Here is a 13,515-nt window from a genome sequence, read left to right on the forward strand (position 1 = left end):
GGAATCACCACACCAACGACGGGGGCTTCGCCATGTCACATACCCCCTCGCCGACCTGCACCTTCACCCATAGGAGAGGGGATGAAAGAGGTTCACTGACGCCCCGTTACGCCGCCGCCACGGGCACCCCCGTCACCCGCCCCTCCCGCAGCAACCGCCACATCTGCCCCCGGCGCAGCTTCCCGCTTGTGGTGCGCTTCAGCAGGCCGCGCCGGCCCGTCACCAGGGTGAGGGAAGGCTCGGGTCCGAGCTCGTTTCTAAGGAGCTCCGTCACCGCCTGTGCCCAGGGGCCGGGCGGTGCTTCGACGAAGACGGCGAGACCGGGCCGCCCCTGGTCATTGACGGCCACTACCCCCACCCGGTCCTTGTCCACGCCGGCCGCCGCGGCCACCTTCGCGTCGAGGTCGTCAACGTACACGCTGCGGCCCCGGAGCTTCAGGCTGTCACCCATCCGGCCGAGCACGAACAGCTCGCCGTTGTGGCGGAACCCGGCGTCCCCGGTGCGGAGTTCACCGTCGACGAACCGGGTGGAGGAGCCCTCCCTGCCGCCGTGGTAGCCGTCCGCGACCGAGCTGCCGGTCACCGCGATCTCGCCGAGGCGGCCATCGGGCAGCGGGTGTCCTTCGTCGTCGAGGACACGTACGTGGATGTCGTCCGCGGCGTGTGGTGCGCCGTGCCCGATCAGCCAGCCGGAGCCTGGCTCGACGGGCCGCTCGCCGAACTTCGCCTCTTCCTCGAGCGCCACGGTTGCCCCCATCCGCAGGGAGGCCCAGTCGGGGCGGACCAGGACGGCCGGTGTGTCGGCGCCGGTCACCGCGAGGGTGTTCTCGGCCAGGCCGTACGAGGGCAGAAAGGCGTCGCGGGAGAACCCGGCGGGTTCCATGCGGCGGGCGAAGGCGTCCAGCGCCGCCGGGTCGATTACCTCCGCCCCGACGAACACCGAGCGCCAGCCTGACAGGTCCAGCTCCGCGAGGCGCTGCGGCTGTATCCGCCGTGCCGCGTAGGCGAATGCGAACGACGGCGCCGCCGAATGGGCCGCCCTGCCCGGCGCGAAGCAGGCCAGCCAGCGTGCGGGATCGCGGATGAACTGTTCCGGCCGCATCAGCCACAGCGGGGACTGCGCGGCGATGGGGAAGAGGCAGCAGCCGATCAGTCCCATGTCGTGGTGCAGGGGCAGCCAGGAGGCGGTGCCGTCCCCGTCGCGCCAGCCGACCATGCGGCGCTGTACGGCGTGGTTGGCCGCGATGTTCGTCCAGGAGACCCGTACGCCGCGCGGTTCGCCGGTGGCGCCCGAGGTGAACTGGAGCAGGGCGGTTCCGGTGGCCGGGACGAGGTCCGCCTCCACGGTGCCTTCCCGGGGCAGCCACGGTCCGTCCGTCCGGCCCGCCCGGTCCATCGCCCGCGCGACCAGGGGCGCGAACTCCTCGGAAGTGACCACGAGCGAGGGTTCGGCCTGCCGCAGGATGGCGGCGACGTACGCGACGTATTCGTCGTCCGCCTGAAACGAGGGAGGGACGAGCGGAGAGACGGTGGCCCCGGCCGCCCACGCGCCGAACAACACCGACAGGAAGTCGCGCCCGCTCGGCACGATCAGGCAGACGACGGAGCCTGGGCGCACCCCGGCCGCCGTCATTGCCGTGGCGGTCCGACGGGCGGAGGCGGCCAGGTCCCGGTACGGGACGAACTCCCAGCCGTCCGATTCGTCCGCCAGGTGCACACCCCGCTCCGGGTAGGGGTCCGTCAGCCAGGACAGAAGACGTGACATCGCGGCACCTCCTCCTATCGCTCGACGGCCGAGGGAGCCAGAACGGGCTCGGGCTGCGCCGCCCCGATCCGGCCCAGATACGGAAAGAAGCGGCCGGTGTGCCCGATGTACGCCACGTACTCCGCGCCGAACTCGGAGGCGGACAGCCGCCGTTCCTCCACCACGGCCGTCGTGTGCAGCGCGGCGAAGCCGTAGGCGGCCAGGACGAGGGTGACCGCGTGCGGGAAGGCGAAAAGCCCGGACAGGAAGGCGAGCAGGAACGCCGCGTAGAAGGGGTGCCGGAGGCGGCGGTAGGCACCGTACGTCACGAGGTGCCGCGGGGCGTCGTCGTCCTGGTGCCACAGCGCCAGCGGAATGCGATGGGTGCCCAGGGTCATGAAGATCAGCGCGATGGAGGCCACGTTCAGGACCACGGCGACGAGGATTCCTCCGGTGCGCCAGGCGTCGGTGACCAGCGGCCGCCAGCCGAGGAGGGCCGCCGCCGCGATGAACGCCGGGCACAGGAAGAACGGCAGTGCCGTCAGCCACCACTTGGCGTTGAGCCGGCCGTCGGGGCGGAAGAAGACTCTCGGAAGTGCGCCGATGAAGGCGAAGTTCAGCAGGAGAAGGAGGAGCGCGGGGCCGTTCACGTGCGGCTTATCCCTTTCTGGGCCGGGGAGTTGGGAGTGGGCTGGGCGGTTTGGGTGGGGTGTGGACGTATGGGATGGCGGCGGCCGGGCAGCCACCAGTTCCAGTCGCCCAAGAGCTGCATGGCGGCGGGCACGACGACCAGACGAATGACCGTGGCGTCCAGGGCGATGGCCACGGCGAGTCCGAGGCCGAGCTGCTGGATCGGCATGATCCCGGTGAACGCGAACGCGCCGAACACCGCCACCATCAGCAGCGCGGCACCGGAGATCAGGGGCGCGGTGGCGGCCAGGCCGCTCGCGACGCTGGCCGTGTTGTCCGCCCCGCCGTCGAACTCCTCCCGGATCCGGTGGAGCAGGAAGACCTCGTAGTCGGTGCTCAGGCTGAACAGGATCGCCAGGAGCAGGACGGGCACGAAGTTCTGCAGGTGGCCGAACTCCTGGAAGCCGAGGAGATCGGTGGCCCAGGAGTGCTGGAACACCAGCACCAGCACACCGTAAGTGGCGCCCAGGGACAGCAGGTTGATGAGGATCGCCTTGACCGGCAGCAGAACCGACCGGAAGGTGATCAGCAACAGGAGGTAGATCATCGTGAGCATCACCACGACCACCGCGGGCAGCGCGTCCTCGATCGCGGCGTTGGCATCCACGCCCTCCGCCGTCTCGCCGCCCACCACGGCCCGCAGCCCCGAGCCGTCCAGGTCGTGCGTGAGCAAGCGCATCGAGGCGACCAGCGCGCGGGAGCCGGGACTCGACGCCTGGCCGTCCGCGAGAACCTCCAGGACCAGGGTGCGCCGGTCGGCCGAGACGAAGCGGTCGACGGTGGCGCGGGCATCACCGGGAAGCCGGGCGAAGGCCGATGGGTCGAGCGCGGCGAACGGGCGCTGCGGGCTCGCCTTCCGCAGCGTCTCCAGCGGCGAGTTGACGCCGGTGACGTGGGGGAGTGCGGCCAGCCGGTCCTGAAGCGCGAGTACGCGAGCGTTGTCCGGCGACGTGCTGAGCGGGGCGCTTGAGGTGATGACCACCTGATGGGGCGAGGCGGCGCCGGGCCCGAACTGCTCGCGCATGGCATCGAATCCGAACCGTACGGGAGAGGACTCGGGCACGATCCGCGCGTCGGGCGTGAAGGTGCGCAGCGAAAGGGAGGGCGCGGCGAGCGCGGCCATGGCGAGGACGGAGACGCTCAGGAACAGCACCGGCCGCCGCATGATGCGCCGCGCCGCGCGCTGCCAGCGATGGCCGGGCACTCCGTCGTGGGAGCGTTGCCCCAGCGCCCCGCGCCGTGCAGGCAGCCGCCCCCACAGGATGCGGTCGCCGAGCAGCAGGAGCACCAGGGGCAGAACGGCCACCGACGCGAGAACCGCGAAGGCGACCACGATGACGATGCCCAGCGCGATCGACTGGATGACGTTGAGGTCCACCAGGAACAGGCTGGACATCGCCAGGACGACGATGAGTCCGGAGAAGACGACCGTCTTCCCACTGGTGCGCAAGGTCGCGGCGAGTGCCGCCGTATGGTCGCGGCCCCGGCCGAGCTCGTCGACGTACCGGGAGATGACGAAGAGCGAGTAGTCGACGCTCACCCCGAGCCCGATCATCGTGGCGGCGTTCTCCACGAACACCGACAGCTCGAAGTGGCGGGCGAGCAGCGAGACCACACCGAGGGTGAACACGATCGCCGTCGCGGAGACCACGAACGACACCACCGCGGCGGCGACGCCCCGGTAGAGGAGCAGCAGGATCACCAAGAGCAGCGGGAAGGTGATGAGTTCGGCCTGTTGCAGCCCCGTCTGGCTGAGCGTGTTGATCTCGCCCCAGAGCGTTTCGGCGCTGACCAGCGACACCCGCAGCCCGTCCGGCGCCCAGCGGTGGTCGATCTCCTCCTGCACGGCCGGCAGGACGCGCCGCGCGGTGCCGTCGTCCAGCTTCAGCCCGACGAGGGTGACGGCGGTACGCCCGTCCTTGCCAAGGAACTGCCCGCGGTTCGCGGACGACAGAGTGGACCAGCCGTAACTGCCCACCACCCGGAGCCTCTTGTCGCCGGTGACCTGGGTGGTGGCCTCGCGTACCCGCTGCTCGAACGCCGGGCTGGCGACCGTGTTCCGCTCGTCCCTGACCACCAGGGTCAAGTTGCTGGCGCCCCGGTCGGCGAAGCCCGCCCGGGTGGCCGCGATCGCCTGCTGCGACCCGGAGCCGGGTACGTACCAGCCGCCCCCGCTCAGCCGGTCGGCCAGCGGCAGCGCGGCCACCCCGGCCGCGACCAGCGCCACCAGCCAGCAGGCGAGGAGCGGCCACCGGAAGCGGGTCAGCACCCGGATCCAGCGTTCCGGCACGGTCGGCCGGGGGCTCAGGGCCGGACTCCCACCAGGGCGGCGAGCTCGCCGAGCGTGGTGACCTCGCGCAGCTCGTGCTGGGTAAAGACGGTGTCGAACTCCTCCTGGAGATCGACAGCCATCTCTACCAACAGGAAGCTGTCGGCGGCGAGTTCACGCAGCTTGGTCTCGGGCGTCAGCTTCTCCACCGGTACGGAGAGCGTCGAGGTCACGCGCTCGGCGACATCGGCGAAGGTGAGGGCGGGCACAGGGCGCTCGCTTTCTGGTTGTGGTGAGGTGAGGCGGGCAGGGGTGGCTGGGTTCTCGAAGGCGACGGCACCGGAGAGATGGCCGCCGTTGAGCCGGGCGCTCGCGTACGCGAAGTTGGTGATGGGGTGCGGTCGTGCGTGGGCCCGGCCCTGGTGGGCGGCCGGATCGGCCGTGGCGTAGTCGCGCAGCACGGTGTGACGGTTGTACGGATCGGCCTTGAACAGCGCCTCCTTCACGGTCCACAGCCGCATCCGATTAGTGGCCCGTACGGAGTGGGGGAGCGAGGCGAGCCAGGTCTGCTCGCGCTCGTCGAGGAAGAACCGGGAGGTGTCAACCCGGGCCGCCCGGTCGGGCTCCAGGTCAACCCCAACTCCGCGTAGATGCAGACCAGTTGATGCTTGTTCTGCCCCCGCCGCCACGGCCGCACTCCCGACATGCGAGAGCGAGACCCGGCGGTGCGGGAAGGTGTACGCGGCGGTGTCCCGCGGCAGCCCCAGCAGGCCGAGCAGCAGCCGAAGAGCGCGCCGGGAGACCAGCCACCGGGTGCGAGCCTGGCGAGGCAGGGCGTCCAGTTGCCCCCGCTCCCGCTGGGACAGCACGTGGATGGAGAGTGGCCGCTCGTTCCAGACGACGAGCAGCTTCACGGTGCTGCACCGGCCCGTGCAACGGCCAGCGCCCGACAGGAGCGTGGGGAACTGCGCGACCAGCCACGCACGACCCGCAGTGAACCGAGCGGCGTCACCGTCCAGCCCCATCCGCTCGCTCGCCGAGAAACGCGACCCGCTCCCCGTATTCGGCCAGCGCCTTGGCGTAGACCTCCTCGTCGGCGGCGGTGAACCGGGCGAGGGTGTCGTCGATGGACTCCTGGCCGTACCTGCCCGCCATCTCCTGGAGCGCGTCACGTACGTACTTCACGTGCCACCGCTCGTCCTCCATGATCGTCTCGATGGTCTGCCGGACGCGCGGGTGGATGTCGGGCGCCCGCAGGTGCTGCCGGTACTGGCCGATCACCCGCTTCTCGAAGACCTGGGTGATGGCCATGACCTCCATCAGGTTGGCGGGCAGGCCGACCGCGTCGAGGTACTGGTCCTGGTAGGAGCCGCGCAGCTTCTGCGCGTGGTGGCCGAGGTCCTCGATGCACTGCGTCCAGTACTTGGCGTGGTTGGCCTCGTCGGCGAAGTGGTGGGTGACGTCCGCCTGGAGCGGGCTGCCGCGCAGGGTCCGGGCGACGCGGCCGAAGAACAGGGCGCCGTTGATCTCGGAGGAGCGGTAATAGCTGATCAGCCAGAGGTCGTTCTCGGACAGGGTCATGCGGGGCTCACCTTTCAACTCACTGATCCAATCTGCTCGTTCGTGTCTCCCGGCGTCCTTCCCGACGCGTCTCCCGGCGAGTGTTCTGGCTCGCTCCGGCGGCCCCACCGGGTCGCGACAAGCCGGGCGCAGGTGGCTTGCGCCAGGGCGATCGGATCGGGCGCCGCGTAGCCGGGCCAGGCGGCCCGCAGCGCCGTGTTGTGGAACGTCTTCGGCAGGTACAGCTGATGGGCGAAGGGGGAGACCGACGCCAGCGACTGGTACAGAGGGCCCGCCCGCAGCAGGTCCGAGGCGTTCAGGAGGTCCTCGAAGCTCTCCTCGTCGCACGGCACGGGCCGCAGCACTCCGCGCCGTCGGAACCCCGCGTCGCGCTCGAACACGGCGAAGGCGGTGTCGATCAGCTCGCCCAGCGAGGCCGTGTCGGCCGGGTCCGGGCACACGTGGTAGACGCCGCCCGGGACCGCCGGGTCCAGGAGCCGGGTCACCGCCGCAGTGGTGAACCCGGCGGTCGCCAGGCTCAGCGGCGTCTCCCGCTCGCCCGGTACGAGGGAGAGCAGCCCGTAGTGGAAGAGCTTCAGGGTGTTGTGGAACACGTTGTACTGGGTGACGCGGCCGTCGTCGTCATCCGCGACCAGGGTGGGCAGGCGCAGCACGGACACCGGTAGTTCGTCGGCCGCGTCCAGCACCAGTTCCTCGGCCGCCCACTTCGACCACTCGTAGTGGTTGACGAAGCCTGAGTCGGCCAGCCGCTCCTCGAGGATGGCACCACGCCGCCGTCCCGCCGAGTAGAGCGTGGATAGCAGCGCGAACCTTTGGAGGTGCTCGCAGCGGGCCGCGAACGCCAGCAGCCGGGCGGTGCCGTCGACGTTGACGCGCTGCGCGATGTCGCGCGGCGTGTTGAACCGGGTGACGGCAGCGGCGTGCACGATCCGGGTCACGGTCCGGGGATCGATCTCCGCCAGCACGCCGTCCTGGGTGACATCGGCGGCCACCACACGGCTGCGGTTAGTGGCGCCCTCGCCGAGCTCCTCTCTCAACCACCGTTGTTTGACGGCGAGGTCGCTGCCGTCGGCGGCGCGTACGGCGAGAACGAGATGGTCGTCGCTCTCGGCGAGCAGGGCGGCGGCGAGGCGACGGCCGAGGTAGCCGTCGGCGCCCGTGATGAGGGTGGTTCCGTTCATGACCGGCCTCCGCCGAGCGCCGCACGCGCCTCGGTCGCGGCCTGCTCCACGTCGGGCCAGGACGCCGGGTCGGTGCCGTGCCGGTCGACGAGGGCGAAGAGCCAGCGCTCGACGCCGAAGGCGAGGCACGCGCTGTGCGCCGGCGCCCCGTCGAGCGTCAGCCCGAAGCTCTCACCGAAGTGGTCGTGGTGGCGGTTGACGGACGCGATCGCCAGGTCGCCGCCGTACGTGGCCTCGAACTTGACCGGGTCGACGCGCTGGAGGAGGTAGCGCGGGTTGTCGCGCGGCCGGAAGAAGGGGTCCGTCGCGGCCTGCCATTCCAGCCCGACGCCGACACGCTCGCATATCGCGTCGACGGCTGCCGTGGCCGACTGGAGGAAGGCCGCCGTGTCCTCGCTCCGGCCCAGGCAGACGACCTCCCGCATGCTGAAACTGCTCAGTCGGCGCAGCGGCGCGTACTCCCGCTCGTGCCGGAAGCAGGTGTTCCGGGTCGTCACGTACTGCGGCCCGTCCAACGCCTGCCCCTGGCGGTCGCTGTAGACGTGGTAGCAGGCGGCCGGGGTCAGGACCTCCGACACGGGCGCCAGCTCGGTGAGGCGGACGGCCCCGGCCGGGTCGAGGACCGGGCCGTCGAGGAAGGCGCGGAGGTTGGCGTCCTCGGGGCTCAACCGCGCGACGAAGGCCGCCTGGTGCGGGAAGGACCGCAGGTAGTCGGCCCGCTGGAGCGCTTCCGCCGACAATGATGCTGGGTGGCGCTCCTCCTCCGCCCGCCACAGACCGGCAAGGTGGACGAACGCCCGGTCGCAGGCCTCCGCGAGCCGCAGCAGCGGCCCGCGCAGCGCGGCCTGCCCCGAGGCCCGCCAGGACAGCCCGAGCCGGGCTAACTCGTTAGCCGAGACGAGTGAGTTGATGCTCATGACGCGGCTCCGGCCCGCCCGTACCGGAGCAGCATCGCGTCGATGGACCGGAAGTCCCGGGGGTTGAGCTCCTCGACGTCGATGGGCGCCCCGGATAACCGCTCCAGAAGCAGGATCAGCTCGGGCAGGTGGATCGACCGGAGGTGCCGCTGCTCGAACAGCGCGGTCTGGTCGTCGAGGTGAACGCCCTCCGTGACCTTCGTACGCACCCAGGCGCGCAGGCCGTCCCGGAGTTCCTGGTCAGAACGCATCAGCGGGCTCCTTGTCGAGAATCCCCGTCGAGGTGAGGAAGCCCAGGACCTTCTGCGACACCGCGCGGCGGTGCGCCCGCTGGGCGGGTGCGGACCACGCCTGCTCGGCGAGCTCCCACGGGTCGGCGCAGCCGGTGTCGGCGTACACGTCGGGGTTGTAGTACTCCCGCCATCTCGTGGTGAAGTGCTGGTGGAGATGGGCGCGGATCTCCGCCACGGTGGCGTCGTCCCAGGACGGGGCGCACGCCTCCCACAGGGCGGTCACCAGACGGCGGCCGAAGACGAGGTGACGTGACTCCTCGAAGTGGTGGTTGTGGTTGATGAACCGCGCCACCGGGTGCAGCCGGACGTCCCGCGACTGCACCCAGTTGTAATGGTCCACGATCTCCTCGAAGACCATGGTCTTGGTGAAGAAGAGGAAGTCCTCGACGTCCCAGGGGCGGGGGTCGCGCGACTCCGCGAAGGAGAACTGACGGCTGCGGTAGACCTTCGCGTAACGGGTGCAGAACCCGCCGAAGTAGATGCTGTGCTTGTTCTCCTCGTCGAGGAAGTGGTGCAGGTACTCGGCGACGTCCAACAGGTCCTTGCGGTAAAGCCGTTCGGCCAGACCCTGCATCAGGCCCTTCTCGCCGTGGATGTTGAGGCTGTAGAAATTGGCGGCCTCATGGAAGGCGAGCCGTCGCCGGGCCGCCTCGTCGAGCCGCTCCCAGTGCTCGGTGCCGTACAGGCTCAGATACTCGGGGGAGCTGAACCACTCCTCCTCGGGCCTGACCTCGTCGGGCCACTCCACTGTGACGTACGGATTCTGGTACGAGCGCTGCGAAAGGTGACTGAGCCGGTCGACGGTCGGGCCGAGCGAGGCGAGCGCCTCGGCCAGCCGGGCTTTGCGGTCGTGCGTGGTACTCAAGCGGTCCTCATCGTGGTGGGTCGTATCGGGGGCCCGGGGGTGCTCGGGCGCTCGGGTGGCGCCGGGGCGGTTCAGGGGCGGGCCACCGTGTCGGTGGCCTGGAGGATCAGGCACTGCCAGTTCAGTCCGAACCCCGCCATGACCAGCGCGATCCGCTGGCCGGGCCGCACCTGCCCGCTGGCGAGCAGCTCGGAGAGGTTGACGATGTTGTCGGCGGAGATGACATGACCGACCTCCGGCATGGAGGAGAAGAAGACCTTCTCGTACGGGATGCCGAGCAGCCGCGCCAGGATCTGCCACGCCTTGTCGTTGGTGTTCTGGGTGACCACCCAGTCGAGGTCGGCCGCGGTCAGCCTGGCGCGCTCCAGGGTCTCGCGCACCAGGCGGTGGGTGTAGGCGAAGTAGCTGCCCACCGTTTCGTCATCGCCCGCCTGCCCGAGCCCGCCGTTGGTGATCTGATGGGCCGTCACCAGGCGGAAGGCGCCGGGAGTCCGGCTGACGATGCACGCGGCGGCCCCGTCGGAGATCAAGTTGTACGCCTGCTCGTACTTGGCCCCCTCGGGGAAGCGGTCGGCCGTGACACACAGCACCCGCTCCCACTCCGGCTCCGCCTGGAGCAGCGCGCCGGCCAGCCGCACCGAGCCCAGCATGGCAGTGCAGGCCTGCTGGTTGAGGCCGATGACGACCGCCTTGGACAGCCCAAAGTCGGCCTGGAGGCGGCCGGCGGGGAAGTCCATGAGGTGCTTGACGTCCCCGCTGCGTTCCCACTGCTCAACGTCGCCCGCATTCGCGTTGCCGGGCAGACAGGTCGCGTAGACGATGGCGTCGACCTCGCCCAGCCGACCGGAGTGGGCGAGCTGCCCGGTCACCCGCTTCGCCAGGTCATAGGCGCAGGTGGTCGGCGCACACAGGTGGTGCCAGCGAAAGCCCGCGGACTCCAGGTCCTGCGGGGCCGAGATCAACCGGCCGTCGGCGGCCGACCCATACACGAGCGCTTTCCGCTCGCCCAGCGTGTAGACGAACGAGTCGACGAAGACCTCCACCACTGACAACTCCCCAGCACATCCTCGCGAACGGTGCCTCCCGCGGCCGTCGCCGTCCGCACCTTTGCGGACGGGAACGCCGGTCAGGGAAGCCCGCTGCGCTCATCCAGAAGCAAGCCACATGGGTCTTTCGGCCGCAGGCGGCACCCCCCGAGCGCCTCCAAACCCCCGCTCCATGCTTCCCTCCAGCCCCCGCCAGGTCGATGGTTGTCTGCTGCGGGTTGGAGGGGTTCGACTGTGCAGAGAGCACAACAGTTCGGTGCGGGCCGCTGATTCGGGAGAGCAACCCCGCCGGGGGCTGGCAGCCGTTCCCGGAGGTAACCCGTTGGGTCTGGTGGGCGAGTGCCGGTGAACTACGGTCTTGTGGATTCCGGCGCGGTACCGCGCCCTGAAGGTGCGCGGGGAACTGCGCGATCAGCCTCCCCCAAGCTCTCAACTCCATTCGAGCAGGGGACCCCCCATCGGCCCGCAGCCGACGGACGCCACTTCCCGCGGAGCGCTCAGGCGGTCCCGGCAACTCCCGGACGCGAGGTCGTGGCCTGCGGCAGGGTGTGTACCGCCACCAGCGCCATCCGGCAGGCGAGCCGATGGCGGTCGTCGTCCAGGGGAGCGCCGGTGAGTGCCTCGATGCGGCGCAGCCGGTTGAGCACGGTGTTGCGGTGGCAGTGGAGCTCCTCCGCTGCCCTGGCCGCCGAACAGCCGCAGTGGAACCATGAGTCCAGGGTGTCCAGCAGCAGGCTGCGCTCCTCCGGCACGCATTCCAGGAGCCCCCCGAGTGCGCGATGGGCGAGCCGCTCGGCGACATGAGGGCTGGTCACCACGAATGCCTCAAGCAGCCGGTCGTCGAAGGCGGCGACGCCGTCGGACCCGGCCCGGAGGGTCTGCAACGCCGTCTCCGCGCAGTGGAAGGCGGTCGCGATGTCGGCGAGCCCGTCGACCTCACTGGAGATACCTACCCGATGCCTGGGCCCACCCGAGAGCTGGTCCACGAGCTGGCGCATCGGGGTGCGTCCCAACTCCAGTACGCCCACCACCCGGTCGGCCCGCAGCCGCCAGACGGCCTGGACGGAGTGGGAAGGGAGGGCGGGAAACCATATCGGTGCTGGTGTACTCGCGCGTGCGTCCATGGCGACCACGACGAACCGTCCCCGGGCGGGCAGGCCGAACGCGGCACGCGCCTCGGCGGCGACGGCGGGTTCGACTCCGCGCCCCTCGACCAGGGCGTCGAAGAGCGCGTCCCGGCGCGCCGAATCCCGGCGGTGCGCATCGCTCTCCGCCGCGCGGTAGCCCTCGACGAGCGCGGACGAGTAGCTGTCGAGCACCTCCCACACCAGACCGCTCTCGTCGAGGAGCCGTTGCAGCTCCTCGGGCGACTCCGCCCTGGCCTCGTCGAACAGCTTCTCCCAGAGGAACTGGGTGCCCAGCCGGTACATCCGCAGCATCGACTCCATCGCCACGCCCTCCTGAGCACGGCAGCGCCCCCACGCCATGGGCACGGCGAGCAGCTCCGCCTGCGGCGCGGGGAGCTCCACGACGTACCGGAGGAAGCCGAGGGCGTGCTCGCGCACGGAACGCCTGATGTCGGACACGGGCACATCGGCGAAGTACCGCACGTCCCGCTCCCGCGCCACCGCCACCAGCTCCTCGACGAGTTGAGGAACCCGGGGTATCAGCGCCCCGGCGAGCCGGGGGACCACCGAATCGCCCCGCCCCAGCGTCCCGGCATCCGGCAGGCGTATCGGGTGCGCCCCACCTGCCATGTTCCGGCAGTCATCCGTGCCGGTGCTGGTCAGCACTGCGCCGATGGGGGTAGTTAACGGCATGCGAGCCCTCCGTGCGTTGCGTACATTGGCCATCCACCGCCGACGGCCACCGCCCGCAACACTACGAGGCGTGACGGCGGGGTTCCTCCTCGCGCACGGCGATGTGGCTGGTAGCGCTCAATGATCCCTGCGTCGGGGATTGAGCTTCTCCCACCTGACGTTCCGTGAACTGGGGGTGGTCATCATGCCCTTGGCCATGAGTCAAGGGGCTTTCGGTAGGGAATAGGTCCCCCTTCCTCGGGATAACTGCCATAGTGAGTCTGTGTATTGGGTGTATCTCCTTCGAGAGGGCGCAACTTCGAACGACGGGGTGAGACGATTTCGGAAGCGAAAAATGTCTCAATCGCCCACAGCAGCTGGAGCCTTGCGAGCGAGGCTCCCGGTGGCCGAGCCGAAGCAGGTGCAGTACCCGCCCGACGAGATCGCGCTGCCGTACGAGCCGCTTTACCGCCCCGTGTTGGGAGATCCGAGGCCGAGACACCATCGGTGCGGAGCGGATTGCCGTCGCAGTGAGCGACATCGCCCGCCCCCGGCCACGGGAGTTGGTGCTACGGGCTCTGTTCGCCGAGGTTTCCTGGAAGGTTATTCAGAAGTGGTGGATCGTGCTGGTGTCCAGGTGTGGAGGAGTTCGAGCTGGACGGTGGTGTCGAGGGTCTCGGGGAGGGTGTCGAGGGGGCCGCGGTAGTTCTCGGAGAAGATCCTTCCAGTTCTTCAGGTGGCCGATGGAGCGCTCGGCCGCGGAACGGATGGAGGAGTGGGTCCGGTTGCAGTCCTTCTCCACCGCGGTGAGCGAACGGTGCAGGGGCTTCTTGCAGGGAGTCAGCAGGTGACTGCCCTGGTAGCCCTTGTCGCCGAGGCCGGGACGTCTGCCGACGGCGGCCTCCGCGCCGGAGGCGGTATAGGCGTAGACGTCGTGGCGGGCTCCGGGCAAAGGTCCGCCCGCCGCCCGGAGCCGGCCACACAGATCGGAGATGACCTGCACGCTGCGGCCGGTGCGCCGGTGCGGCGGTGCGCCGGTGCGGCGGTGCTTGGCGGAGAACAGCTGTTCAGCGGCCTTCCAGTCCCGGCACGGGGCGAGGAACCCGTCCACCAGGACCGGCCCGCCGCGG

At 70.2% G+C, this 13,515-nt stretch carries 12 protein-coding genes; all 12 read right to left on the reverse strand.

The genetic code is table 11. The annotated features are described in order from the left end of the window. Nucleotides 1-106: 106 nt before the first annotated feature. Nucleotides 107-1,765, reverse strand: coding sequence for an AMP-binding protein (locus tag ACIQ8J_RS35090; RefSeq protein ID WP_403278091.1), 1,659 nt, complete (start codon nucleotides 1,763-1,765; stop codon nucleotides 107-109). A gap of 14 nt (nucleotides 1,766-1,779) precedes the next feature. After that, nucleotides 1,780-2,394 (reverse strand): methyltransferase family protein, encoded by a 615-nt coding sequence (locus ACIQ8J_RS35095; protein ID WP_403278089.1) that lies wholly within the window; start codon nucleotides 2,392-2,394, stop codon nucleotides 1,780-1,782. Continuing rightward, nucleotides 2,391-4,724, reverse strand: coding sequence for an MMPL family transporter (locus ACIQ8J_RS35100; RefSeq protein WP_403278088.1), 2,334 nt, complete (start codon nucleotides 4,722-4,724; stop codon nucleotides 2,391-2,393). Before ACIQ8J_RS35100 ends, ACIQ8J_RS35095 begins: the two co-directional genes overlap by 4 nt. Before the next feature lie 14 nt (nucleotides 4,725-4,738). Further along, nucleotides 4,739-5,617, reverse strand: coding sequence for a 4'-phosphopantetheinyl transferase superfamily protein (locus ACIQ8J_RS35105; RefSeq protein WP_403278087.1), 879 nt, complete (start codon nucleotides 5,615-5,617; stop codon nucleotides 4,739-4,741). Nucleotides 5,618-5,711: 94 nt separating this feature from the next. Continuing rightward, nucleotides 5,712-6,284, reverse strand: a complete 573-nt coding sequence (locus ACIQ8J_RS35110; protein WP_403278086.1) for a ferritin-like domain-containing protein — start codon at nucleotides 6,282-6,284, stop codon at nucleotides 5,712-5,714. A gap of 14 nt (nucleotides 6,285-6,298) precedes the next feature. After that, a complete protein-coding gene (locus tag ACIQ8J_RS35115; RefSeq protein ID WP_403278085.1) occupies nucleotides 6,299-7,465 on the reverse strand; it encodes an SDR family oxidoreductase in 1,167 nt (388 codons plus the stop codon). Beyond that, a complete protein-coding gene (locus ACIQ8J_RS35120; protein ID WP_403278084.1) occupies nucleotides 7,462-8,382 on the reverse strand; it encodes a hypothetical protein in 921 nt (306 codons plus the stop codon). The genes ACIQ8J_RS35115 and ACIQ8J_RS35120 overlap by 4 nt, the downstream gene beginning before the upstream one ends. Beyond that, entirely contained in the window at nucleotides 8,379-8,633 is a 255-nt protein-coding gene (locus ACIQ8J_RS35125) for a hypothetical protein (protein ID WP_403278083.1), read from the reverse strand. The genes ACIQ8J_RS35120 and ACIQ8J_RS35125 overlap by 4 nt, the downstream gene beginning before the upstream one ends. Continuing rightward, a complete protein-coding gene (locus ACIQ8J_RS35130) occupies nucleotides 8,623-9,540 on the reverse strand; it encodes a diiron oxygenase (protein ID WP_403278082.1) in 918 nt (305 codons plus the stop codon). The genes ACIQ8J_RS35125 and ACIQ8J_RS35130 overlap by 11 nt, the downstream gene beginning before the upstream one ends. A gap of 71 nt (nucleotides 9,541-9,611) precedes the next feature. Further along, nucleotides 9,612-10,586 (reverse strand): 3-oxoacyl-[acyl-carrier-protein] synthase III C-terminal domain-containing protein, encoded by a 975-nt coding sequence (locus ACIQ8J_RS35135; protein WP_403278081.1) that lies wholly within the window; start codon nucleotides 10,584-10,586, stop codon nucleotides 9,612-9,614. 497 nt (nucleotides 10,587-11,083) lie between these two features. Further along, nucleotides 11,084-12,406, reverse strand: a complete 1,323-nt coding sequence (locus ACIQ8J_RS35140) for a PucR family transcriptional regulator (protein WP_403278080.1) — start codon at nucleotides 12,404-12,406, stop codon at nucleotides 11,084-11,086. A gap of 586 nt (nucleotides 12,407-12,992) precedes the next feature. Then, nucleotides 12,993-13,515: transposase family protein (locus ACIQ8J_RS35145; RefSeq protein WP_403278079.1), on the reverse strand; the 523-nt coding region annotated here is incomplete at its 5' end.

The organism is Streptomyces sp. NPDC094147, assembly GCF_044764265.1.
Taxonomy (GTDB): domain Bacteria; phylum Actinomycetota; class Actinomycetes; order Streptomycetales; family Streptomycetaceae; genus Streptomyces.